The following is a 22,651-nucleotide window of genomic DNA, read 5'->3' on the forward strand; positions in this document are numbered from 1 at the left end:
GCGAGTCCCTGCTGTCAGCGCCTGTCGGCGAGGAACTGCAGCCGCTCGCGGGTCGCCGTCACCTCGGCCGGGTCGACGTCGGCGACGAGCACCGTCTCGACGCCGGCGGCGGTCGCCAGCAGCTCTCCCATCGGGCTGACGATGCGGCTGTCACCGGTGTGCTCGGTGCCGTCGCCCGCGGTCCCGACGCGGTTGCAGCCGACGACGTAGGCCTGGTTCTCGATCGCCCGGGCCTGCAGCAGCGTCTGCCAGTGCAGCCGGCGCTGGGCGGGCCAGTTCGCCGTCACCAGGAAGACGTCGGTGTCGAGCGCGGCGGACCAGAAGACGTCGGCGAAGCGCAGGTCGTAGCAGACGAACGGGGTCACCCGCAGGCCGCCGACCTCCACGGTCACGGGCTTCTCGCCGGCGCGGAAGCGCTCGTGCTCGCCGCCGTGGGTGAACGGGTGCAGCTTGCGGTAGCGGTGCACCGTGCCGTCGGGGCCGGCGAGGACGAACGAGTTGTAGGGCAGGTCGCCGTCCGGGGCCACCTCCGGGCAGCTGCCGGCCACCCAGACGCCGTGCTCGGCGGCCCGCTCCTGGAGGAACTGCGCCGACGGGCCACCCTCGGGCTCCCCGATCCCCGGCGTCATCGAGAAGCCGGTCGAGAACGTCTCGCTGAGCAGCACGAACTCCGCCCCGGCGCCGACCGCGCGGGCGACCAGCGGCGCCAGGCGCGCGAAGTTCGCCTCCCGGTCCTCCCAGGCGATGTCGTGCTGGACCACCCCGAACCTCATGCCGACCTCCTCATGCCCCCGCCCGACCCATCCCCGTCAACCTGTCGACCGCCTCGGCCAGCACGGCGTCGCCCTTGCAGAACGCGAACCGCACCAGGTGGCGGCCGAGGTGCGCGTGCTCGGACGAGTAGAAGACCACCGTCGGGACGGCGACCACCCCGGCGCGCTCGGGAAGCGACCGGCAGAAGGCCAGACCGTCGCCGTCGGTCTGCACCGGCCGGACGTCGACCGTGGCGAAGTAGGTCGCCTCCGGGCACACCACCGGCAGGCCCGCGGCGGTCAGCCCGTCGACCAGCACGTCGCGGCGGTGCTCCAGGTCGCGGGCGATGCCGGCGAAGTACTCGTCGGGCAGCCGCAGCCCGGCCGCGACCGCCGGCTGGAACGGCCCGCCGTTGACGTAGGTGAGGAACTGCTTGGCCGTGCGGACGGCGGACACCAGCGGCGCCGGCCCGCAGATCCAGCCGACCTTCCAGCCGGTGACGTTGAAGGTCTTCCCGGCGCTGCCCACGACGAGAGTGCGCTCGCGCATGCCGGGGACGGTGGCCAGCGAGGCGTGCCGGCTGCCGCTGAAGACCAGATGCTCGTACACCTCGTCGGCCAGCACCAGCAGCTCGTGCTCCATGGCCAGCGCGGCGAGCGTGCCGAGCTCCGCGCGGGTGAGGACCTTGCCGGTGGGGTTGTGCGGGGTGTTGAGCAGGAGCAGCCGCGCCCGCGGGGTGACCGCCGCGCGCAGCTCGGCGGGGTCGAAGGTCCATGGGCCGGTGCCGGATGCCGGGGGCCGCAGCGGTACCGGCCGCGCGACGCCGCCGGCCATCGCGATCCCGGCGGCGTAGTTGTCGTACATCGGCTCGAACAGCACGACCTCGTCCCCGGGCTCGAGCAGCGCCAGGAGCGTGGCGGACAGCGCCTCGGTGGCGCCCGCGGTGACCAGCACCTCGGTGTCGGGGTCGTAGCCGTGGCCGCCGAAGCGCTGCAGGTGCTCGGCGACCGCCTGCCGCAGCTCGGGGATGCCCGGCCCGGGCGGGTACTGGTCATGGGCGGTGCCGATCGCCGCGCGGGCGACGTCGAGCACCTCGGGCGGGCCGGGGTAGTCGGGGAAGCCCTGCCCGAGGTTGATCGACCCGGTGGAGACGGCCAGCGCGCTCATCTCGGCGAAGACCGTCGTCCCGAAGCCCTGCAGCCGGGACGACAGATACGGCGCGCGCGTCATGGGAACAGCGTTCCACGTGGAACCCAGCCGACGACGACGCCGGTCGGCTTCCCGGCCCCTTGCAGGGTCCCGCCGCGGGCGTGCGAGTGGCGGGGGGCAGGGAGGTCCTCCAAGGAGAGGACGGGGTCCTGCCACGGTCGGGGCAGGCGGTCCTCTCTCAGCCGATGCGGACGTCCGCCATGCCTTCCACGCTCACCACGTCACCGCGCCGGAGCTGCCGGCCGCGCCGCTCCTCGGGTTCGCCGTTGACCCGCACCGTGCCGGTGAGCAGCACGTCCTTGACCTGGGCGCCGGTCGGGACGGCGTCCACGAGCTTCAGCAGCTGACCGAGCCGGATGGACTCCTCGCCGGGCCGCAGGTGCACGGTGCGCACGCTCACCACCCGCTCAGCTCGTCGCCGACCACGACGGTGCCCGGCCGGGTGACCAGCGCGCCGACCGCCAGGAACCCGTCCCGCTCGCGGTGGATGGTCTTGAGGACGCCGGTGTCGCGGCCGACCCCGCCGGGCTGCGGGCGGGTGACCATGACGCAGCGGTCCACCTGCTTGACGACGTCCAGCTCCGCGCCGCCCAGCCGCACCCGCCGCCCGACCAGCGCGTCCTCCCCCGCCCCGTCGAGGACGACGTTGGCGCGGAACCGCCGACGGTCCCAGCTGCCCAGCGTGCCGGTGGAGACCAGCGAGACGCGGGTGCGGGAGCTGTCGTGGAAGGCCCCGCGGGCGCCGGGGAACGCGTCCCAGTCGTACTCGCCGGCCTCACCGACCTCGTCGGGGTTCTCGTACAGCCGCTCGCCGGTCGCCTCGGCCGCGGCCCGCAGCGCCACCGGGCGCCCCAGCCGGCCGGACAGCACCGCGTCGTCCGCGGTGACCGACCCGTCCGGCAGCACGACCTCCGCGCGGCCGTCGGCGCGCAGCCGCCCGGTGAGGAACAGCAGGTCGGGCAGCCGCCGGGCGGTGAGGCCGTAGCCGGTCGCGGTGTCGAACAGCGCCCACTGCCGGTCGCCGGCGAGGCCTTCCGGGCCGACCTCCGCGCGGGTCAGCCGCTCGCCCTGCAGCGACTTGACCGGATAGCGCCACAGCTCGGCGACCCGCACGTCAGGCCTCCCAGCCCAGCGTCCAGGTGCCCGACCAGTCCGCGCCCGGCTCGAGGACGACGAGGTCGACGTGGTCGGCGAGCGCGTTCGGCGGGCAGGTCATCGGCTCGACGGCCACGCTGCGCCGGCGCTGCCCGGGCTTGAGCGTGTCGCCGGTGAAGACCTGCAGCCACGGCCACGACCCGTCGGCGGCGAGCTCGAGCGTGCCCAGCGCCGCGCTGCGCAGCCGCACCCGGGCCCAGCCGTCGGCGTCGCGGTCGAGGTCGGTGACCGGGGTGTCGAGGCCGCGGTCGCCGATCCGGCCGATCGCACCGTCGAAGGGACGCCGCTCCCCCGTCGGGAGCCCGGCGTCGTCCACCACCAGCTCGGTGTGGACGGGCAGCTCGAGCTCGGCGTCGGCGATGCCGCCGTCCTCCTGCGCGCCGACGGCGAGGTACGGGTGGAAGCCGGCACCGAAGGGAGCGGGCTCGGCACCGGCGTTGCGGACCCGCATCGTCACGGTGAGCCGCCCGGGCTCGAGGGTGTGGTCGATCGCCGCAGCCAGCCGGAACGGGTAGCCGGACCGGGCCTCGACGACGGTGCCGACGGTGACCGCGTCGTCGCCGCTCTCCAGGACGCTCCAGGGCTGCCAGCCGACCAGGCCGTGCATCGCTGTGGGCTTGTCCGGGCCGGCCAGCTCCAGCTGCAGGTCCCGGCCGCCCCAGCTCCAGCGGCCGTCGCGGATCCGGTTGGGCCAGGGCAACAGCACCCGGCCACGGCTGGCGCCGGGCACCGTGCCCGCGGGGTAGCCGTCGAGCAGCTCGCGGCCGCCCGCGGTCAGCGTCCGCACGGCGCCACCGCGCAGGTCGACCGCCAGCCGCGCGTCGCCGGCGGTGATCTCGACCTCGGTGGGCTCGGTCGCGGGCCAGGCAGCGCTCATGGGCTCCAGCCCACCACACCGGGGCGAAGCCGGCGGCCACCTCCCGGGACGACGGCTCCTCGTCGACTCGCGGGTGGCCCGCGCACCTCGCTCGGGGAGTCCTCCACCCTCGCGCTCGGACGGTTGGCCCGTGCTGTCCCTCGGCCCGTCGACGCCTCGCTCACGACTGCTGTTTTGCCTGCGTCAAGGCCTCCGCCACATCTGTGGACGAGCGCATGACCTGCGGATTCAGGTGGTGGGGCATCGGCGGATCGGCTATGCTTCGAACAACTGATCGATCCGGCGGGGAGGTGTCGTGGACGAGCTGACCGCCGCACTCGACGCGCTCGCCGCCGAAGACCTGGCGCCGCTGTTCGGCCCGGCGCTGCTCGACCGGCTGCGCCCGCTGCTGGCCGCGCAGAACCGGCTGGCCGCCGAGGTCGCCCGCACCGTGCGCGAGGCCGAGCTGTCCGGCGCACCGGAGGTCGACGGGCTCACGACCATGACCTCCTGGCTGCGCGGGCACGCCCACCTGGCCGACGCAGAGGCGGCGCGGGTGGTGCGCACCGGGCGGGCGCTGGCCCACCTGCCGGGCCTGGCGGCGGCGTTCGCCGCCGGGCAGGTCACCGGCGGGCAGGCCGGGGTAATCGCGCGGGTGGCCGAGTCCGAGCACCGCGCGGCCGCCGCGGAGCAGGGTGTGGACCTGGCCGTGGTGGACGGGCTGCTGACCGGCGTCGCGACCTCCCACCCGTATGCCGACACCGCGCAGGCGGTGCACCACTACCTCGACCGGCTCGACGCCGACGGCCCGGAGCCCGATCCGACCGAGGGCCGCCGGCTGGTGCTCACCACGCACGCCGACGGGTCGCTGTCCGGCCGGTCCGAGCTGGACCCGGTGGGTGGGGAGAAGCTGCAGACCGCGCTGGAGTCTCTGGTGCAGGCCGGCCGGGCCGCCGGCGACGACCGGACGAGAGCCAGCAGTCGGCCGATGCCCTCGTGCAGCTGTGCGACAACCAGTTGGCCGCCGGGGGCCTGCCCACGCTGCGCGGCCACAAGCCCAAGGTAATCGTGAAGGTCGCCCGCGACGACCTGGCCGACCCCGCGGTCGGCCGCGGTACGGCGGCCATGGGGTTCGGCGCTCAGGTCTCCGCGGCGCGGGCTCGCTGGCTGGCCTGCGACGGGCAGGTCAAACGCATCGTGGTGGGCCCCGACGGGGTGCCACTCGAGCACGGCCGCACGCTGCGGCTGTTTCCGGCGCACGTCCGCCGCGCCGCGGAGGTCCGGGACGGGGGCTGCGTGTTCGCCGGCTGCGGGGCACCCACCTGGTGGTGCGACGTGCATCATCTGCTGGCCTGGATAGACGGCGGCGCGACCGACCTGGCCAACGCCGCGCTGCTGTGCGAACAGCACCACACCAAGGTCCACCACGGCTTCCGCCTGCAACGACAACCCGACGGCCGCTGGCGCACCCGGCGACCCGACGGCACCGAGACCTCATCGGACCCGGCCGCACCGGCCCGCCACTGGTCACCGCCGCCTGACCGACCGCCACACCACGACCCCGGCAGCACCAGCGCCGGCAGCCGACCGACGCCTTCTGCGGGCACCGGCCGGCTGCCGGCTGCCGTCATGTCGAGGGGACGGTCGGCCGCGCCGCGACGGAGTGGTGGAACGGGGCCATGGGGCTCCGGCCGGATCGAGCACCCCCTCGTAGAACAGCGAGTAGTCGGCGTCGTCAGCGTCGTCCCGGGCCGAGAGCGCCAGCTGCGCAGGGAGCACCGCCCGACCGTACTGACGCGTTCCACGTGGAACCCGTGACGTCCGTCAGTACCGCCCGGGACCGCCCCCGCGGAAGACTGGAGCCCCGACCCGAGGAGGCCATCCCGATGCCCGAGCCGCACCTGCGCGCCGCCGACGCCGACCGCGTCGCCGTGGCCGCCCAGCTCGGCGAGCAGATGAGCGCCGGACGGCTCACCGTCGCCGAGTACGACGAGCGGCTCGCCCGCGCCTATGCCGCGCGCACCTACGGCGAGCTCGAGACGCTCACCGCCGACCTGCCGCGACCGGCCCCGCAGCCCGCGCCGGCCCCGTTCGGCGCCGTCCACGGTGTCCCGGCGTGCGGCTGGAGCGGCGGTCCGTCCCGCGCGGCGGCCTGGCGGAACTGGGCCGTGACCGCCGTGATCGTGCTCGCCGTCTGGGTCGCCACCGTCATTGGCTCGGGCGAGCTGCAGTACCCCTGGCCGGTCTGGGTGATCGGCCCCTGGGGCGCGGTGCTGCTGGCCCAGACCATCGGCCGGGGCCGCCGCGACGACGACCGGCGCCGGCTGACCTGACGGCGCGGGTGACGGTCCCTGGAGTGGGTACACCGATGCCGACCACACACGCCGGAGGACCGGGGGACCGATGCACTCCATGACCGAACGCTTCACCGATGCGCTGCACCGGATCGACAGCGACCGCGACGTCCAGCCCATGGTGGACCTCACGGGGGACGACGCCGAGCTGGTCAAGCTCGACGAGCACCACCAGACCAGCGGCAAGGACGGCGCGACGACCTTCTGGGAGGACTACCGCAACGTCTTCGGCGACCTGGAGACCACCTTCACCCACACCGTCGTCGGCGAGGACAGCGCCGCGCTGGAGTGGACCTCGACCGGCACCCTGCGCAGCGGCAAGCCGTTCCGTTACCGCGGGGTGACCGTCATCCAGGGCGACGAGGAACGCCTGACCGGCGTCCGGACCTACTACGACAGCGCCGCCTTCCTCCAGGAGCGCGGCGGCACCGCCTGAAGAAGGACCCCTGCCCCTACCGCTCGCAGGCTCGCGGGGGGGGACCCTCATGGGGGCCACCGACGACGGCGAGGGCCCCGGGGAGATCTCCCCGGGGCCCTCGCCGCGCCTGTGGGCAAGGGGGGAGTTGAACCCCCACGTCCTTTCGGACACACGGACCTGAACCGTGCGCGTCTGCCATTCCGCCACTTGCCCTGGCGAGAACCGACAGTAGCAGCCCCCCGCGCGGGGCCCAGGGAGGGGTCGGTCGTCGTCCCGGCGGGCCCGGCACCCACCCTGGGACGTGAGTCGGTCCCCGGCTGGCCGCTCCGTGGACGGCTACGATCATCGGTGGCAGACCGGACGACCGCGCGAGTGCAAGGGAGCGACTGTGGGTGTGCTGCAGCGCTTCGAGCGGCGGCTGGAGGGCATGGTCGGACTGGCCTTCGCCCGGATCTTCAAGGGCAAGGTCCACCCCGCCGAGATCGCCAAGGCCCTCACCCGCGAGGCCGACGAGCAGCGTGCGGTGATGGGCGAGGGCCGCGTCCTCGCGCCGAACATCTACGACGTCCGACTGGGCCGCACCGACTACGACCACCTCGCCGAGTGGTCGGAGCAGCTGGCCACGCAGCTCGCCGACATGGTCACCGAGCACATCCAGGGCGAGGGCTACCAGGTCTTCGACGCCGTCCAGGTGCGGCTGGAGCGCGACGACGAACTGCCCACAGGTGTGTTCGAGGTCAGCTCGCATGTCGCCGACCCGTCGGCGAAGCCGGGCCCGCGCATCGAGGAGCCGGTCGGCCCGCGCAGCGGCGCCGTCCCCCCGCTGCCCCCGCTGCAGGGCCGCATGGCCACCGACACCGGCCGGCAGTCGCCCTCGACGATGGTCGGGCGCGCCGGCAGCCGGCCCGGGGTCACCCACGTCCTCCTGGTCGACGGCCCGGGCACGCGGCACGAGCTGACCACCGGGCGCAACGTCATCGGCCGCGGCACCGACGCCGACATCCGGCTCCCCGACACCGGGGTCAGCCGCAAGCACGTCGACGTCGTCCTGGACAGCGGGACGGCGATCGCCGAGGACCTCGGCTCGACCAACGGCACCCTCGTCAACGGCCGGCGGATCACCCGCCAGCCGCTCGCCGACGGCGACGTCATCCGCATCGGCCACTCGGTGCTGGTCTACCGGCAGGACGGGACGTGACCGGGCTCGCGAGGTCACGCATGAGCAGAGCACGCCCCGGCCCGCGGCCGACGAGCGCCGGCGAGGCGGACGCGTGACGGCCGAGATCGTCCTGCAGATCTTCCGCTTCGGCTTCCTGCTGCTGTTGTGGCTGTTCATCTTCGCCGCGTTCCGGGTGGTGCGCGCCGACCTGTTCGGCGGCCGCGCCGGGCGGGTGGCCTCGGTGCCGCCGCGCGCGGCCGCGCCGGCCAAGAAGAAGGCGCGCGGCGCCCCCAAGACCCTCGTCGTCACCGCCGGCCCGCTCACCGGCACGAAGATCACGCTGGGTGACCAGCCGATCCTCATCGGCCGCGCCGACGACTCGACCCTGGTGCTCACCGACGACTTCGCCAGCTCCCGGCACGCGCGGCTGACCAACCGCAGCGGCCAGTGGTACGTCGAGGACCTCGGCTCGACCAACGGCACCTACCTCGACCAGCAGCGCGTCCAGGGCCCGCTGCTCGTCGCGCCGGGCCAGCCGATCCGCATCGGGCAGACCGCGCTGGAGCTGCGCTCGTGACCCGCCGCACGCCGGGGAGCCGGCCTCGATGAGCCTCGCGCTGCGCTACGCGGCCCGGTCCGACCGCGGCCTGGTCCGCGGCAACAACCAGGACTCGGTGTACGCCGGGCCCCGGCTGCTCGCCGTCGCCGACGGCATGGGTGGCCACGCGGCCGGCGACGTCGCCAGCAAGGTCGTCATCGCGGCGCTGGAGCACCTGGACGACGACGCGCCCTCCGGCGACATGCTGCAGGCGCTGCGCGAGGCGGTGTTCGACGGCAGCGAGCACCTGCGCGAGGTGATCCGCGAGTCCCCGCAGCTGGAGGGCATGGGCACCACGCTCACCGCCGTCCTGTTCGCCGGCGGCCGGCTGGCGCTGTGCCACGTCGGCGACTCGCGCGCCTACCTGCTGCGCGACGGCGTCCTGCAGCAGATCACCCACGACGACACGTTCGTCCAGACGCTGATCGACGACGGGCGCATCACGCCCGAGGAGGCCAACCACCACCCGCAACGCTCGCTGCTGCTGCGCGCGCTCAACGGGCAGGACGTCGACCCCGACCTGTCGATGCGGGAGGCGCGCGCCGGCGACCGCTACCTGCTCTGCTCCGACGGCCTGTCCGGGGTGGTCAGCGAGGAGACCCTCGCCGAGGCCCTGCAGGACCCCGACCCGCAGTCGACCGCCGACCGGCTCGTCGAGCTGGCGCTGCGCAGCGGCGGACCGGACAACATCACCGTCATCGTGGCCGACGTCGTCGAGGACAACGGCGGCGCGCTGATGGACCCGGTGGTCGACGGCGCCGCGGGCGACAACGTTGGTCAGCGCGCGGTCGACCCCCGCTCGGCCGCCGGGCGGGCCGCGCTGGCCGACCCCCGGCCGGAGCCCCCCGCCTCCGCCGCGCCGGTGGCGGTCGCGCCGCCGCCGGGCCGCCGCCGGCGCCGGCTGCTCGGGGCGCTGGCCACCGTCGTCCTGCTGGGCGCCGCCGCCGTGGGCGCCTACCTGTGGGTGCTGTCCAACTGGTTCGTCGGCGTGCAGGACAACGCGGACGGCGTGCGCGTGACCGTCTTCCGGGGCCTGGACACCTCGCTGCTGGGCATGGACCTCAACCGGGTCGCCGACGTCACCGACCTGCCCGTCGCCGACCTCACGCCGGCGGCCGCCAGCAAGGTGCAGCGCGGCATCGACGCCACCGACGGCGAGCACGCCGAGCGCATCGTCTCCATGCTGCGCGAGCAGCGGCTGCCGCTGTGCCCGAGCGGCGAGGAGGAGCCCGAGCCGCCCGCGCCGACCACGGCACCGGCCCCCACGCCGGCGCCGGACGGTGCGGCGCCGACCGACGCCGCACCCACCCCGCCCGAGCCGACGACCCCCGCGCCGACGTCGCAGCGCGCCACGGCGACGCCGGAGCCCGGGGTGGACTGCCGGGAGGAGGAGTGACGGCCGGCCCGACGACCGACCCGCGCGCCGCGGCGCCGGGGACGGCGACCCCGCCCAAGCGCCGCAACACCGAGCTGGCGCTGCTCGGCTTCGCCGTCGTCATCACGCTGGTCGCGCAGGCGATCGTCGACCTCACCGTCACCGGTTCGCTGACCGCGGAGCTGGCCACCTTCGGGCTGTGGTTCACCGCCCTGTGGGCCGTCGCCCACCTCGTCGTCCGCCGGTGGGCGCCCTACGCCGACCCGCTGCTGCTGCCCTCGGTCGCCCTGCTGGTCGGCCTCGGGCTGTCGTTCATCCACCGGCTCGACCTGGCCGCCCAGCAGGCCGGCAGCTCGGTCAGCCGGGAGGACGCCCCGATCCAGCTGGTGTGGGCCACGCTGGGCATGGTCCTGTTCGTCGGCGTGCTGCTGGTGCTGCGCGACCACCGGCTGCTGTCCCGGTTCGCCTACACGCTGGCTCTCGTGGGCCTGGTGCTGCTGGCGATCCCGGCGGTGCTGCCGTCGTCCCTCTCGGAGGTCAACGGCGCGAAGATCTGGATCCGGGTGGCCGGCTTCAGCATCCAGCCGGGCGAGTTCGCCAAGATCTGCCTGACCGTGTTCTTCGCCGCCTACCTGGTCGACAAGCGGGACGTCCTGGCGCTGGCCAGCCGCCGGGTGATGGGCCTGGAACTGCCGCGGGGACGCGACCTCGGCCCGGTGCTGGTCGCCTGGATGCTGTCGATCCTGGTGCTCGTCTTCGAGCGCGACCTGGGCAGCTCGCTGCTGCTGTTCGGCATCTTCGTAGTGATGCTCTACGTGGCCACCGAGCGGGCCAGCTGGCTGCTCATCGGCCTGGGCCTGTTCGCCGCTGGCGCGCTCGTCGCGTACCAGATCTTCGGCCACGTGCAGCAGCGCGTGGACTCCTGGTTGGACCCCTTCGCGTACTACGACGGCTCCGGCTTCCAGGTGGCGCAGGCGCTGTTCGGCCTGGGCACCGGCGGGCTGTTCGGCGCCGGGCTGGGCGGCGGCCGCCCCGACCAGGTCCCGGTCGCTAAGAGCGACTTCATCGCCGCCGCGGTCGGTGAGGAGCTGGGCCTGTTCGGCCTGGTCGCGGTGATCATCGTCTACCTGGTGCTCGTCGAGCGCGGGCTGCGCACCTCGCTGATCTGCCGGGACGCGTTCGGCAAGCTGCTGGCCGCGGGCCTGGCCTTCGCGATCGCCTGGCAGGTCTTCGTCGTCCTCGGCGGGGTCACCGGCCTGCTGCCGCTGACCGGCCTGACCACGCCGTTCCTCGCCTACGGCGGCTCGTCGCTGGTGGCCAACTTCGTGCTGGTCGCCCTCCTGGTGCGGATCAGCGACGCCGCCCGCCGCCCGGCCGCCCCCACCGGCCCGCCCAAACCCGCGCTCGGTGACGCCCCGACCGAGGTGGTGCAGACGTGAACGCCCCGCTGCGCCGTGTCGCGATCAGCGTGCTCGTGCTCTTCACGCTGCTGATCGTCAACGTCAACGTCATCCAGGTCGTCCGCTCCGACGAGCTGCGCTCCGACGGCCGCAACACCCGCGTGCTCGTCGAGGAGTACGACAGCGAGCGGGGCTCGATGGTCGTCGGCGGTACCGAGGTCGCCAACTCGGTCCCGACCGACGACCAGCTGACCTACCTCCGGCAGTACGCGAACGGCCCGGTGTACGCCCCGGTCACCGGCTACTACTCCCTGGTGTACGGCAACTGGCAGTTGGAGCGGGCCGCCGACGACGTGCTCTCCGGCGACGACGCCCGGCTGTTCACCCGGCGGCTGGCCGACCTGTTCACCGGGCGGGACCCCTCCGGCGGCGACGTCGTCCTGACCCTGGACACCGCGGTGCAGGAGACGGCGATGGCCGGGCTCGAGGGGGTCACCGGCGCGGTCGTCGCCCTGGACCCCTCGACCGGGGCGGTGCTCGGCCTGGCGAGCACCCCGACGTACGACCCGAACCAGCTCTCCAGCCACGAACCGGCCGCGATCCGCGAGTACGCCGAAGGGCTCGAGGCGCTGGAGATCGACCCGCGGCTGAACCGGGCGATCGACGCGCGCTACTCACCCGGCTCGATCTTCAAGGTGGTCGTGTCGGCCGCTGCGCTGGCCGACGGCCAGTACACGTCCGACACCGTCATCCCGGCCCCTCAGGAGCTGGTCCTGCCGGGCACCTCGACGCCGCTGGAGAACTTCGGCGGCTCGGCGTGCGACCCGAGCGGCCGGCAGAGCCTGCTGGACGCCCTGACCGTCTCCTGCAACACCGCCTTCGCCCAGCTGGGCATCGACCTCGGCGAGGACCGCGTGCGGCAGATGGCCGAGGCGTTCGGCATCGACGGCGAGGGCTTCGACATCCCGCTGACCGTCGCGGACAGCACCCTCGGCGAGATCGAGAACGACGCCCAGCTCGGGGTCAGCTCGATCGGCCAGCAGGACGTGCAGCTCACCCCGCTGCAGGCGGCGATGATCGCCTCCGCGGTGGCCAACGACGGGACGCTGATGAGCCCCTACCTCGTCGACCAGGTGCGCGCGCCCGACCTGTCGGTCATCGACCAGACCGACCCCGAGGAGCTCAGCGAGCCGGTCTCGGCCGAGGTCGCCGACCAGCTGACCGAGATGATGACCAGCGTCGTGGAGAACGGCAGCGGTCGCCGGGCCCGGATCCCCGGCGTCACGGTCGCCGGCAAGACGGGGACGGCGGAGAACGCCGGGCCCGATCACAACTGGTTCATCGGGTTCGCCCCCGCCGACGACCCGCAGATCGCCGTGGCGGTCTTCGTGGCCAACGGCGGCGGCACGGGCGGCGACGTCTCCGCCCCCATCGCCCGGGACGTCATGCAGGCCTACCTCGACGGGCAGGGCGGCTGATGACACTGTCGACCGGGACGATCCTCGCCGGCCGCTACGAGATCACCGCACCCATCGCCACCGGCGGTATGGGCGAGGTGTGGCGGGCGCGGGACCGCGTCCTCGACCGCGAGGTCGCCGCCAAGGTGCTCCGCAGCGAGTTCACCGGCGACCCGAGCTTCGTGGCCCGCTTCCGCAACGAGGCGCGGCACACGGCGGCGCTCTCCCACCCCAACATCGCGTCGGTCTACGACTACGGCGAGACCCTAGACGAGCGCGGCAGCCAGCTGGCCTTCCTCGTCATGGAGCTGGTCGAGGGCAAGCCGCTGGTCACGATCCTCCACGAGGAGGGCAAGCTCCCGGTCGACTGGACGCTGCACGTGCTCGGCCAGGCGGCCGACGGGCTCTCGGCGGCCCACCACGCCGGCGTCGTCCACCGCGACATCAAGCCGGGCAACCTCATCGTGCGCCCCGACGGCGTGGTGAAGCTGACCGACTTCGGCATCGCGCGCGCCCGCGACGCCACACCGCTGACCCGCACCGGCATGGTCGTGGGCACCGCCCAGTACCTCTCCCCCGAGCAGGCGCAGGGCTTCGAGGTCACCGCCGCCTCCGACGTGTACTCCCTCGGCGTCGTCGGCTACGAGTGCCTGACCGGCGGCCGGCCCTTCGACGGGACGTCGCAGGTGGCCGTCGCGCTGGCACACATCAACCGCCCGCCGCCGCCGCTGCCGGCCAACGTCCCGCCGGCCGTGCGGCTGCTCATCGAGCGCGCCCTCGCCAAGGACCCGGCCGACCGCTTCGCCGACGGCGCCGCCTTCGCCGCCGCGGTCCGGTCGGTGGCCTCCGGCAACGGCCTCGCCCCCGCCGCCGGGGCCGCCACGACCCCGCCGTACCCGCAGGGGGCGGGCACCGCGCAGACCGAGGTCGTCGACGACCTCGCCGACTCCCGCACCCAGGTGCTGGGTGCCGCCTCCGCCGGCGGAGCCGCCGTGACCGGCGCGCGCACGTCGGCGGGCGCGATGCCACCGCTGCGCCGTACCAGCGACGACGACGAGGACAGCCGGTACGCCGCACCGCCTCCGGACGACGACCGCCGTCGCGGGCCCTGGGTGTGGCTGGTCGCCGGGCTGCTGCTGCTCGCGCTGCTGGGTGGCGGGGTGTGGGCCCTGACCCGCGGCGACGACGCCGCGACGAACGACGACGCCGCCCCCACCACCTCGGCGCGCGCCACCTCGGACCCGGCCGCCGAGACCGTGTTCGTCGACAGCGCCGGCTACGTCGGCGAGCCCGTCGACGACATCGAGCAGGCCCTCACCGACGATGGACTCCAGGTCGTGACGGAGGAGGCCACCGCCGCGCAGCTGGCCGAGCTGGGCCAGGCGCTGGACGCGGGCGACGTCGTCACCACCGACCCGTTCGCCCAGGACGTGGCGCTGGGCTCCACCGTCACGCTCTACTACGCCGCCGACGACTTCGCGCCCGGCACGGGGGACGAGGACCCCGGCACCACGGACGAGCCCCCGGCCCAGCAGACCACCCAGGCCCCGCCGCAGACGACCGCCCCGGCCCCGAACACCTCGCGTGGCAACGCGACGACCTCGTCCGCGCCCGCGCCTGCGCCGAGCACGTCTGCCTCCACCGCCACGACGCCGAGCCGGCCCGCCGACGAGGACGAGGAGGACGCAGCGCCCGGCACGCCGGCGCCCGAGCCCCAACCGGGTGCGCCGGTCCCCGACGGTGCGGGTGGCGGCGCCGGCCGGGGTCCGGACGAGGACCCGGGCCAGGCAGCGGGGCAGCTGGACACGGACCCGGCCGGGTGACCGTCCTCCCTCGCGCCGCCCAGGTCCGGCCGGCCGCGGCGGTTACGCTGCCCGGCGGCCCGCCCGTCCGCTGCGCTCGGCCGGGCCGCGCCCGGACGCAGGACTGCACCGCCCGAGAGGACCTCCGATGACCACGCCTCCAGTGCTCGGCGAGCGCTACGAGATCGGCGGGGTGCTCGGCCGCGGCGGCATGGCCGAGGTGCACCGCGGCCGCGACCTGCGCCTCGGCCGCGAGGTGGCAGTCAAGGTGCTCCGCAGCGACCTCGCCCGCGACCCCTCCTTCCAGGTCCGCTTCCGCCGAGAGGCGCAGGCCGCGGCCTCGCTGAACCACCCGGCGATCGTCGCCGTCTACGACACCGGTGAGGACCGCTCGTCGAGCGGCGCGACGCCGTACATCGTCATGGAGTACGTCGAGGGCGAGACCCTGCGCGACGTGCTGCGCCGGGAGGGCGTGCTCTCCCCGGAGCGGGCGATGACCTTCGCGGCCGACATCTGCGCCGCCCTGGACTTCAGCCACCGCAACGGCATCGTGCACCGCGACGTCAAGCCCGGCAACGTGATGATCACGCCCGAGGGCACGGTCAAGGTCATGGACTTCGGCATCGCCCGCGCGGTGTCGGACTCCGCGGCCACCATGACCTCCACCGCCGCGGTGATAGGGACCGCCCAGTACCTCTCCCCCGAGCAGGCCCGCGGCGAGAGCGTCGACGCCCGCTCGGACGTCTACTCGGTCGGCTGCCTCCTCTACGAGCTGGTCACGGGCGCCCCGCCGTTCACCGGCGACTCCCCGGTCTCGGTGGCCTACCAGCACGTCCGCGAGGACCCGAGGCTGCCGTCGTCGGTCAACCCGGGGATCCCCGCGGACCTCGACGCCATCCTGCTCAAGGCGCTGAGCAAGAACCCGGCCAACCGCTACCAGTCGGCCGCGGAGATGCGCAACGACCTGCTGCGGTCGCTCGCCGGCCAGCGGGTCGAGGCCACGCCGGTGATGGGCGACGCCGAGAAGACCGCCATCATCGGTGCCCCGCCCGGCGGGTACGGCGACGGCGACTGGGACGACGAGGACGACGGCAAGCGCCGGCGCAACCGCGTCATCGCCGCGGTGATCGCCAGCCTGCTGATCATCGGCGGCGTCGTCGCCGTGGCGCTGCTGGTCAACTCCGGCGACGACGAGCCCGCGGCCGAACCCACGGCGACGCAGGTGAGCGTGCCGAACGTCGCGGGGCAGGACCAAGCGACGGCGACCCAGAATCTCGAGGCCGCCGGGCTGACCGTCGGCGAGGTGACCCAGCAGGTCACCCAGGACGTGTCCCAGGAGGGCACCGTGCTGGGCACCGACCCGTCCAGCGGCACCCAGGTGGCCGAGGGGACCGCCGTCGACCTGGCCGTCGGCGTCGGACCGGACACGGTCGAGGTCCCGGCCGTCGTCGGGCTGGACGTCGACCGCGCCGAGACGACGCTGGGGAACGCGGGCTTCTCGGATGTGCAGACCGAGGAGATCGACTCCCTCTCCCCCGCCGACCAGGTCGTCGACGTCAGCCCCGGTGAGGGCCAGTCGGTCGACCCGAGCACCACCGTGACGCTGCAGGTGTCCGACGGCGACGCCGAGGTGCCCGACGTCACCGGCCAGCAGCAGGCCGCCGCCACCCAGGAGCTGCGGAGCGCGGGGTTCACCAACGTCACGCCCGAGCAGGTCGAGTCCCCGCAGCCCGAGGGCACCGTCATCGGGACTGACCCCTCCCCCGGCGAGCAGGCCTCCGCGGACGACCCGATCACGCTGCAGGTCTCCAGCGGCCCGGCCGAGGACCCGCGGCCGACCGTGCCGGTCGTGACGAACCAGCCGTCTGCCGCGGCGGCCGTCAGCGCACTCAGGGCGGCCGGCTTCACGAATGTCGGCGTGGTCGACACCGCCGGGAACGAAGCCGACCCGTCATCGGCGACCGCGATCGTGGGCACCGACCCGCCTGCCGAGAGCCGGGCCGATGCGAACGACCGCATCCTGCTGGTGATCCAGGTGCCTGAAGCACCCACCCCTGGCGGTGACCCGGGCATCGAGGACTAGCGGCAGGACGAGGGCAGGACCCTTCCCCGCAATGGGGAGGAGGGCCCTTCCCGCACCGGGGGAAGGGCCCTGCATCGTCCCGGCCCCGTCCAGGGGCCCGCCCCGAGCGTGCGAGGGGTGGGGAGGACGGGGTCCTCTTCAGCCCGTCGTGGCGACCGTGGTCAGCCGGTGGGCCGCGGCGCCGGCCGCCTCGACGACGGCCGGGTCGGGCGCCAGGCCACAGGCCTCCAGCCAGGTGGCGAGCATCCGGTGGCCGCCCTCGGTGAGCACCGACTCGGGGTGGAACTGCACGCCCTCGATGGGCAGCTCGCGGTGCCGCAGCGCCATCACGATGCCCGAGGGCGTCGTCCCGGTGACCTCCAGCTCGGCGGGCACGGTGTCGCGGTCGACGGCCAGCGAGTGGTACCGGGTGGCGGTGAACGGCGAGGGCAGCCCGGCCAGCACGCCGGCGCCCTCGTGCACCACCTGGCTGGTCTTGCCGTGCAGCAGCTCGGGCGCGCGGACGACCTCCGCGCCGAACGCCTCGCCGATCGCCTGGTGGCCCAGGCAGACGCCCAGGACCGGCGTGCCCGCCTCCGCGGCGGCCCGCACCATCGGCACGGTCACGCCCGCGTCGGTCGGCGTCCCCGGCCCCGGGGAGAGCAGCACCCCGGCCACGTCGAGGTCGGGCAGCTCGTCGACGGTGACGGCGTCGTTGCGGCGGACGACGCACTCGACGCCCAGCTGGCCCAGGTACTGGACCAGGTTGTAGACGAAGCTGTCGAAGTTGTCGACGACGAGGACGGGACGGCTCACGCCCCCTGTCTACCAAAAGGACCCCGTGCCCCCCACTGCTCGCAAGCTCACAGCGGGACCCTGCACGGGGCCTAACCGGCAGCCGCTGTGGCGTACTCCATGGCCGGCGGGCCCTCGTAGGCCGGCAGCGTGAGCTCCCCGCGCTGCTGGACGGCGAAGCCCAGCCCGAAGTCCTCGACCGCCTGCTGGAACACCTGGACCTGCGGCGACGCGGCCAGCTGGGCGCGGATCGCGTCGACGTCCCCGATGGCGGTGACCACGAACGGCGGGGACCAGGTGCGGCCGTGCAGCAGCAGCACGTTGCCGACGCAGCGGACGGCGCTGGTCGCGATGAGCCGCTGGTCCATGATCGCCACTGCGTCCGCGCCGGCGGCCCACACGGCGTTCACGACGGCCTGCACGTCGGACTGGTGGATGACGACGTCGTCGGGCCGGGCGCCCATGGGCAGCGAGCCGTCGGGCCGCCGCGGGGCGTCGTCCAGGGTAATCTGCACACCCAGGCCGGTGAGGGCCACCAGACCCGCCGAGAGGGCCCCGGCGTCCCCGGCGTCGCGGGCGGCCGCCACGTCGCCGTCGCGGGACGCCGCCTGGTCGGTGAGGGCCTGCACCTGCGCCTGCAGCGCCTCCAGCTGCTCCTCCTGCGAGGCGACGGCCTCCTCCCGGGCGGGGATGAGGGCGGACAGCTCGGTGGCCTCCCCGCCGCGGAGGTCGGTGCCCTGCGCGGTCTGGCTGGAGGTGGCGAACAGCAGCCCCGCGGCCAGCGCCACCACGGGCACGAGGGCGGCCCAGGCGGTACCCCCACGGGTCATCCGCAGGCGCAGGGTGCGGGCTGTGGCCACACCCGCAGCTTAGGCTGGGGAACCGTCACGGCCGGTCGCGACGGACCGGCCCCGGAGGGAGTCCATCGGTGCCGAAGTCCAAGGTGCGCAAGAAGTCGGTCTACACGCCGCCGCAGGGCACCCTGCAGTCGGGGACGGCGAGCGCGCGGGCCGTCCAGCCCAGCCCGCGCTGGTACGCCCCGCTCATGGTCACCCTCATGCTGCTGGGGCTGCTGTGGATCGTCGTGTTCTACGTCGCGGGTGACCGGATCCCGGTCATGTCCGGCCTGAACGCCGGGAACTTCCTGATCGGCTTCGGCCTCATGGTGGCCGGCCTGGTCATGTCGATGCGCTGGCGCTGAAGACAGGACCTGCTGCCCCCACCGGTGAAGGACCCCGTCCTCCTCAGCCCTCGCGAGCTCGGGGCGAGCCTCGGGCCAAGGCCCGCGGCGGGCCCCTGAAGCAGGGCCGGTGAGCATCCTCCGCGGCCCCCGTCCCACCCGGGACGGGGGCCGTTCACTTGTGACCGCCCGGATACGCACAGTGCTGTACACAGGCCGCGCTGTGCACAGCCGGCCGGCGCTGTCCACAGGTCGACAAAGCGCTCAACCCCCAGGGTTGTCCACGACGTGTGGAGAACGCCTGTTCGACCACACGCCGCTGACCTGCGGTTCCACCACGAGTGGGACAGATGTGACGAGAAGGGCGGCCGGGTAACTACAGCGGTGCAAGTCCATCCCCAGCTGTGCACACAGCTGTGGACGAGTCGACATGGCGGCAGCCGGCGGACGGCCCCGCGCTCGCCGTCCGGCTCGCGCTGTGGTAGCGCGACACGCGGCCTGACCACGGCGAATCCGCTCCTCCACCGGCGCCGTCCCCGCGGACGGCGACGGCCCCCGGTCCACGCGGGACCGGGGGCCGTCGTCCGGGGGGACTGTGGACTACTGCGGCAGGAGCTCCAGGACGGTCGCGTTGGCCATCCCCCCGCCCTCGCACATCGTCTGGAGGCCGTAGCGGGTGCCGGTGGCGAGCATGCTGTGGACGAGCGTGGTCATGATGCGGGCGCCCGACCCGCCCAGCGGGTGGCCCAGCGCGATCGCGCCGCCCCGGGGGTTGAGCCGGTCGGCGTCCGCCCCGGTCTCCACCCGCCAGGCCAGCGGCACCGGTGCGAAGGCCTCGTTGACCTCGAAGACGCCGATGTCGTCGACGGACAGGCCCGAGCGCTGCAGCACCTTGTGCGTGGCCGGGATGGGGGCGGTCAGCATGACGACCGGGTCGTCGCCGGCCATGACCGTCGTGTGGATGCGCACCAGCGGGCGCAGGCCGAGCTCGCGGGCCCTCTCCGAGGTGGTGACCAGCAGGGCGGCCGACCCGTCGGAGATCTGGCTGGCGTTGCCGGCGCTGATGACGCCGTCGGCCTTGAACGGGGTCTTCAGCGACCCCAGCTTCTCCACCGTGCCGCCGGGGCGGATCCCCTCGTCGGCGCCGACCACCGTGCCGTCGGGCGTGGTCACGGAGACGATCTCCTCCTCGAAGGCGCCGTCGGCCTGGGCCTTGGCCGCCTTCTCGTGCGAGGCGAGGGAGTACTCGTCGAGCTGGGTGCGGGAGAAGCCCCAGCGCTCGGCGATCATCTCCGCACCCGTGCCCTGGTTGGGGAAGACCCCGTCGTAGCGCTCGAGGAAGCGCGGGCCCAGCGGCGCCCCCGCCCCGATGGCCTGGGCGTACGTCGAGCCCATCGGCACCCGGCTCATCGACTCGACGCCGCCGGCGACCACGACGTCGGCCTGGCCGCTGATCACCGTGGCGGCGGCGAAGGCGACCGCCTGCTGCGAGGACCCGCACTGCCGGTCGATCGTCGTCCCGGGCACCGACTCCGGCCAGCCCGCGGCCAGGACGGCGTTGCGGCCGATGTTGAACGTCTGCTCGCCGACCTGGCTCACGCAGCCCCAGAAGACGTCCTCGACCACGGCCGGGTCGATGCCGGTCCGCTCCACCAGGGCGTCGAGCACGGTGGCCGACAGGTCGACGGCGTGCACGCCGGACAGTCCACCGCCCCGCTTGCCCACCGGGGTGCGCACCGCGGCGCAGATGACGGCATCTCGCATGACCACTCCTCGTCGACGTGGGCGGCGTTCCACCCACCGTGGGGCCGATCGTAGGACGTCCACACACCCGTCCCCTGGCCCCGTCCAGAGGCTCGCCGGCCCCCTGCAGGCACAAGGACCCCGTCCTGCTCACCGGAGGAGGACCCCGTCCCCCTCATCCCTCGCAGGCTCGGGACGAGCCTCTGGACGGGGCCTGCGGCGAGCCTCTGGACGGGGCCTGGCGCGGGCCTGCGAGTGGCGGGGGCGAGGGGGTCCTCCCCCTGGGAGGCTGCACGGCGTGGAGTGGTCGCCGCGCACCGGGGAGTCGGCGGTCCTGGCGGGCGTGGGCGCTGTCCTGGGCGGAGCCACGGTGCTCCTGGACCCGCTCGGCCGGGTGCTGGTCGGCGCGGCCGCCGTCCTGCTGCTGGCCCTGGCCGTCCGCGACCGCCTGCTCCGCCCCCGGCTGGCCGCCGGGCCCGACGGGGTCGTCGTCCGCCGGCTGACCGGCGCCACGGTGCTGCCCTGGGCGCGGCTGGGGGTGCAGGTGCGGGAGAGCCGCCGGTGGGGGCTGCGCTCCCGGCTGCTGGAGCTGGACACCGCCGGCGGGCCGGACGACGACGGTGAGCTGGTGCTGCTCGGCCGCCGGGACCTGGGCGCCGACCCGGGCGAGGTCGCCCAGGCGCTGACCGCCCTGCGGCCCTGGTGACGGACCGGAACGGCCACCCTTCAGGGCCGCGCGCCGAGCCCCGACGGCCCCCTTGCAGGCACAAGGACCCGTCCCCCTCACCACTCGCAAGCTCGCGGCGAGCCTCTGGACGGGGCCTGGCGCGAGCCTGCGAGTGGCGGGGGCAAGGGGTCCTTCACGGGGGAAGGGTGGTCCTTACCCGAGGACGACGAGGGTGGACACGGTCAGCGCGACCACCACGAGCGCCGCCGTCAGCAGCATCAGGCCCAACACCTGCAGCTCGGTGCGGCGCCGGGCGAGCACGACCACCCCGGTGGCGGCGAAGCCGGCCACCAGCCCGCCCAGGTGCCCCAGCAGCGAGACGCCGGGCAGGAAGCTGATCAGCACGTTGATCGCCAGCAGGGTCAACAGGCCGCGGAGGTCCTCCCGACGGGCGATCATGGTGACGGCGAGGCCGCCGAGCAGGCCGTATATGGCGGCCGAGGCCCCCGCGACGGGACGTCCGGGCTCACCGAACAGCTGCAGCGCCACCGCACCGCCGAGCAGCGACACCAGGTAGACGGCGAGGTAGCGCCACCGGCCCAGCTGGCGTTCCAGCTCGGAGCCGAAGACCAGCAGCGCGAGCATGTTGAGCACCAGGTGCAGCACGCCGATGTGCAGGAACGCCGCCGTGACCAGCCGCCAGTCCTCACCCAGCTCGACGAGCACGGGGATCTGCGCCAGCTGCACGAACAGCGGGCTGAGCTGGTTGTCGAGCGGGTCGGACCCGGCCAGGCCGGCGGAGACCGCGGTGGCGACGAACACCGCGAGGTTCAGCCCGATGAGGGTGACCGTGACCGCGCCGAAGCGCCGGCCGGCCCGCTGCAGGAACGAGGCCTGGCGGGGACGGCGCACGGAGGCGTTGCCGGCCCGGACGTCGTCCGGGCACTGGAAGCCGACCGAGGCCGGGGTCATGCACTCCGGACAGATCGGCCGGCCGCACCGGGTGCACGCGATGCGGGTCGGCCGGTCCGGATGCCGGTAGCAGGTGGGTGGCGGGGGCGCCGGCTGCGGCTGGCCGGCGCCCCCGTCGTCCGGGCTGGTGGTCAGCTGCGCTGCACCTCGACCGACTGCAGCACCACGTCCTCCACGGGGCGGTCGCCGCGGCCGGTCCGCACCTTGGCGATGCGGTCGACGACGTCCCGGCCGGCCTGGTCGGCCACCTCGCCGAAGATCGTGTGCTTGCCGGTCAGCCAGGTGGTCGGCGCGACGGTGATGAAGAACTGGGAGCCGTTGGTGCCGGGCCCGGCGTTGGCCATCGCCAGCAGGTAGGGCTTGGTGAAGGCCAGTTCGGGGTGGATCTCGTCGCCGAACTGGTAGCCCGGACCGCCGATGCCCTGACCCAGCGGGTCACCGCCCTGGATCATGAAGCCGTCGATGATCCGGTGGAAGACGGTGCCGTCGTAGAGGCGGTCGGTGGTCTTCGCGCGGGTCTGCGGGTGGGTCCACTCCCGGCGGCCCTCGGCGAGGTCGGCGAAGTTCGCGACCGTCTTCGGAGCGTGGTCGGGGAACAGGTCGACGGTGATGTCGCCGTGGTTGGTGTGCAGGACGGCGCGGCGCGCAGGAGTCGCTTCAGTCACGACGTCCACTCTCCCACTGGTCCGCGCCCCG

General features: G+C 74.3%; 23 protein-coding genes, 1 tRNA gene and 1 pseudogene. 13 read left to right on the forward strand and 12 right to left on the reverse strand.

The window, feature by feature from the left end:
- Positions 1 to 14: 14 nt before the first annotated feature.
- From BLW63_RS15905 to BLW63_RS15925, 5 genes are all read right to left on the reverse strand, one after another.
- On the reverse strand, positions 15 to 773 hold the full coding sequence (locus BLW63_RS15905) for a nitrilase-related carbon-nitrogen hydrolase (RefSeq protein WP_091158305.1): 759 nt from the start codon (positions 771 to 773) through the stop codon (positions 15 to 17).
- A 10-nt stretch (positions 774 to 783) separates the two neighbouring features.
- Entirely contained in the window at positions 784 to 1,983 is a 1,200-nt protein-coding gene (locus BLW63_RS15910; protein WP_091158306.1) for a pyridoxal phosphate-dependent aminotransferase, read from the reverse strand.
- Positions 1,984 to 2,140: 157 nt separating this feature from the next.
- The gene (locus BLW63_RS15915) at positions 2,141 to 2,356 is read right to left on the reverse strand and encodes an RNA-binding S4 domain-containing protein (protein ID WP_091158418.1); all 216 of its coding nucleotides are present in this window, start codon (positions 2,354 to 2,356) and stop codon (positions 2,141 to 2,143) included.
- Between the two features lie 2 nt (positions 2,357 to 2,358).
- Positions 2,359 to 3,075 carry an MOSC domain-containing protein gene (locus BLW63_RS15920; protein ID WP_091158307.1) on the reverse strand — a complete coding sequence of 239 codons (717 nt, stop codon included), beginning with the start codon at positions 3,073 to 3,075 and terminating at the stop codon, positions 2,359 to 2,361.
- Between the two features lies 1 nt (position 3,076).
- Positions 3,077 to 3,994, reverse strand: coding sequence for an aldose 1-epimerase family protein (locus BLW63_RS15925; protein ID WP_091158308.1), 918 nt, complete (start codon positions 3,992 to 3,994; stop codon positions 3,077 to 3,079).
- Between the two features lie 295 nt (positions 3,995 to 4,289).
- On the opposite strand from BLW63_RS15925, the gene BLW63_RS28780 reads away from it, so the two are divergent.
- The 4 genes from BLW63_RS28780 (at position 4,290) to BLW63_RS15940 (ending at position 6,763) form a co-directional block, all read left to right on the forward strand.
- Entirely contained in the window at positions 4,290 to 5,039 is a 750-nt protein-coding gene (locus BLW63_RS28780) for a DUF222 domain-containing protein (protein ID WP_342028713.1), read from the forward strand.
- Positions 4,970 to 5,791 carry an HNH endonuclease signature motif containing protein gene (locus tag BLW63_RS28785; protein WP_342028714.1) on the forward strand — a complete coding sequence of 274 codons (822 nt, stop codon included), beginning with the start codon at positions 4,970 to 4,972 and terminating at the stop codon, positions 5,789 to 5,791. Before BLW63_RS28780 ends, BLW63_RS28785 begins: the two co-directional genes overlap by 70 nt.
- Before the next feature lie 68 nt (positions 5,792 to 5,859).
- A complete protein-coding gene (locus tag BLW63_RS15935) occupies positions 5,860 to 6,306 on the forward strand; it encodes a DUF1707 SHOCT-like domain-containing protein (RefSeq protein ID WP_091158309.1) in 447 nt (148 codons plus the stop codon).
- Between the two features lie 79 nt (positions 6,307 to 6,385).
- Positions 6,386 to 6,763 (forward strand): nuclear transport factor 2 family protein, encoded by a 378-nt coding sequence (locus BLW63_RS15940; RefSeq protein WP_170856803.1) that lies wholly within the window; start codon positions 6,386 to 6,388, stop codon positions 6,761 to 6,763.
- Between the two features lie 112 nt (positions 6,764 to 6,875).
- On the opposite strand, the gene BLW63_RS15945 is transcribed toward BLW63_RS15940, so the two are convergent.
- Positions 6,876 to 6,958: transfer RNA gene (locus tag BLW63_RS15945), tRNA-Leu, on the reverse strand.
- Between the two features lie 175 nt (positions 6,959 to 7,133).
- Between BLW63_RS15945 and BLW63_RS15950 the strand changes: the two genes are divergently transcribed.
- The 7 genes from BLW63_RS15950 to pknB all read left to right on the forward strand — a co-directional run bounded on the left by BLW63_RS15950 (position 7,134) and on the right by pknB (position 16,619).
- Positions 7,134 to 7,943 (forward strand): FHA domain-containing protein, encoded by an 810-nt coding sequence (locus BLW63_RS15950; RefSeq protein ID WP_091158312.1) that lies wholly within the window; start codon positions 7,134 to 7,136, stop codon positions 7,941 to 7,943.
- Positions 7,944 to 8,016: 73 nt separating this feature from the next.
- Entirely contained in the window at positions 8,017 to 8,481 is a 465-nt protein-coding gene (locus BLW63_RS15955; protein ID WP_091158313.1) for an FHA domain-containing protein FhaB/FipA, read from the forward strand.
- 28 nt (positions 8,482 to 8,509) lie between these two features.
- Complete coding sequence (locus BLW63_RS15960) at positions 8,510 to 9,898, forward strand: PP2C family protein-serine/threonine phosphatase (RefSeq protein ID WP_091158314.1); 1,389 nt, start codon at positions 8,510 to 8,512, stop codon at positions 9,896 to 9,898.
- A complete protein-coding gene (locus tag BLW63_RS15965) occupies positions 9,895 to 11,316 on the forward strand; it encodes an FtsW/RodA/SpoVE family cell cycle protein (RefSeq protein ID WP_170856804.1) in 1,422 nt (473 codons plus the stop codon). Before BLW63_RS15960 ends, BLW63_RS15965 begins: the two co-directional genes overlap by 4 nt.
- Positions 11,313 to 12,755, forward strand: a complete 1,443-nt coding sequence (locus BLW63_RS15970) for a peptidoglycan D,D-transpeptidase FtsI family protein (RefSeq protein WP_091158315.1) — start codon at positions 11,313 to 11,315, stop codon at positions 12,753 to 12,755. Before BLW63_RS15965 ends, BLW63_RS15970 begins: the two co-directional genes overlap by 4 nt.
- Complete coding sequence (locus tag BLW63_RS15975; RefSeq protein WP_091158316.1) at positions 12,755 to 14,557, forward strand: serine/threonine-protein kinase; 1,803 nt, start codon at positions 12,755 to 12,757, stop codon at positions 14,555 to 14,557. Before BLW63_RS15970 ends, BLW63_RS15975 begins: the two co-directional genes overlap by 1 nt.
- 127 nt (positions 14,558 to 14,684) lie before the next feature.
- Entirely contained in the window at positions 14,685 to 16,619 is a 1,935-nt protein-coding gene (gene pknB, locus BLW63_RS15980) for a Stk1 family PASTA domain-containing Ser/Thr kinase (RefSeq protein ID WP_091158317.1), read from the forward strand.
- 138 nt (positions 16,620 to 16,757) lie between these two features.
- Here pknB and BLW63_RS15985 read toward each other — a convergent pair whose 3' ends face one another.
- Both BLW63_RS15985 and BLW63_RS15990 read right to left on the reverse strand, forming a co-directional pair.
- Positions 16,758 to 17,414, reverse strand: coding sequence for an aminodeoxychorismate/anthranilate synthase component II (locus BLW63_RS15985; RefSeq protein ID WP_091158318.1), 657 nt, complete (start codon positions 17,412 to 17,414; stop codon positions 16,758 to 16,760).
- A 71-nt stretch (positions 17,415 to 17,485) separates the two neighbouring features.
- On the reverse strand, positions 17,486 to 18,253 hold the full coding sequence (locus BLW63_RS15990; RefSeq protein ID WP_091158319.1) for a DUF881 domain-containing protein: 768 nt from the start codon (positions 18,251 to 18,253) through the stop codon (positions 17,486 to 17,488).
- A 68-nt stretch (positions 18,254 to 18,321) separates the two neighbouring features.
- Between BLW63_RS15990 and BLW63_RS15995 the strand changes: the two genes are divergently transcribed.
- Entirely contained in the window at positions 18,322 to 18,594 is a 273-nt protein-coding gene (locus tag BLW63_RS15995) for a cell division protein CrgA (protein ID WP_091158320.1), read from the forward strand.
- A gap of 579 nt (positions 18,595 to 19,173) precedes the next feature.
- Here the strand turns inward: BLW63_RS15995 and BLW63_RS16000 are convergent.
- Positions 19,174 to 20,337 carry a thiolase family protein gene (locus BLW63_RS16000; RefSeq protein ID WP_091158321.1) on the reverse strand — a complete coding sequence of 388 codons (1,164 nt, stop codon included), beginning with the start codon at positions 20,335 to 20,337 and terminating at the stop codon, positions 19,174 to 19,176.
- 277 nt (positions 20,338 to 20,614) lie between these two features.
- Between BLW63_RS16000 and BLW63_RS16005 the strand changes: the two genes are divergently transcribed.
- Positions 20,615 to 21,022: a PH domain-containing protein gene (locus BLW63_RS16005; protein WP_091158322.1), complete on the forward strand. Its 408-nt coding sequence runs from the start codon at positions 20,615 to 20,617 to the stop codon at positions 21,020 to 21,022.
- Positions 21,023 to 21,196: 174 nt separating this feature from the next.
- Here the strand turns inward: BLW63_RS16005 and BLW63_RS16010 are convergent, their stop codons facing one another.
- From BLW63_RS16010 to BLW63_RS16015, 3 genes and pseudogenes are all read right to left on the reverse strand, one after another.
- The gene (locus BLW63_RS16010) at positions 21,197 to 21,955 is read right to left on the reverse strand and encodes a rhomboid family intramembrane serine protease (RefSeq protein ID WP_091158323.1); all 759 of its coding nucleotides are present in this window, start codon (positions 21,953 to 21,955) and stop codon (positions 21,197 to 21,199) included.
- 6 nt (positions 21,956 to 21,961) lie between these two features.
- Positions 21,962 to 22,090, reverse strand: a pseudogene (locus BLW63_RS28960) (hypothetical protein); the annotation flags it as partial.
- A complete protein-coding gene (locus BLW63_RS16015; protein ID WP_091158423.1) occupies positions 22,087 to 22,620 on the reverse strand; it encodes a peptidylprolyl isomerase in 534 nt (177 codons plus the stop codon). The pseudogene BLW63_RS28960 and the gene BLW63_RS16015, both read right to left, overlap by 4 nt.
- Positions 22,621 to 22,651: the final 31 nt, after the last annotated feature.

This window comes from Geodermatophilus africanus (assembly GCF_900107105.1).
Lineage (GTDB): Bacteria > Actinomycetota > Actinomycetes > Mycobacteriales > Geodermatophilaceae > Geodermatophilus > Geodermatophilus africanus.

Coding starts and splice junctions, on each gene's coding strand:
- BLW63_RS15935 (WP_091158309.1), top strand. CDS start 5,860: ATGCCCGAGCCGCACCTGCGCGCCGCCGACGCCGACCGCGTCGCCGTG.
- BLW63_RS15940 (WP_170856803.1), top strand. CDS start 6,386: ATGACCGAACGCTTCACCGATGCGCTGCACCGGATCGACAGCGACCGC.
- pknB (WP_091158317.1), top strand. CDS start 14,685: ATGACCACGCCTCCAGTGCTCGGCGAGCGCTACGAGATCGGCGGGGTG.
- BLW63_RS16000 (WP_091158321.1), bottom strand. CDS start 20,337: ATGCGAGATGCCGTCATCTGCGCCGCGGTGCGCACCCCGGTGGGCAAG.
- BLW63_RS15975 (WP_091158316.1), top strand. CDS start 12,755: ATGACACTGTCGACCGGGACGATCCTCGCCGGCCGCTACGAGATCACC.
- BLW63_RS15905 (WP_091158305.1), bottom strand. CDS start 773: ATGAGGTTCGGGGTGGTCCAGCACGACATCGCCTGGGAGGACCGGGAG.
- BLW63_RS15960 (WP_091158314.1), top strand. CDS start 8,510: ATGAGCCTCGCGCTGCGCTACGCGGCCCGGTCCGACCGCGGCCTGGTC.
- BLW63_RS16010 (WP_091158323.1), bottom strand. CDS start 21,955: ATGACCCCGGCCTCGGTCGGCTTCCAGTGCCCGGACGACGTCCGGGCC.
- BLW63_RS15910 (WP_091158306.1), bottom strand. CDS start 1,983: ATGACGCGCGCGCCGTATCTGTCGTCCCGGCTGCAGGGCTTCGGGACG.
- BLW63_RS15925 (WP_091158308.1), bottom strand. CDS start 3,994: ATGAGCGCTGCCTGGCCCGCGACCGAGCCCACCGAGGTCGAGATCACC.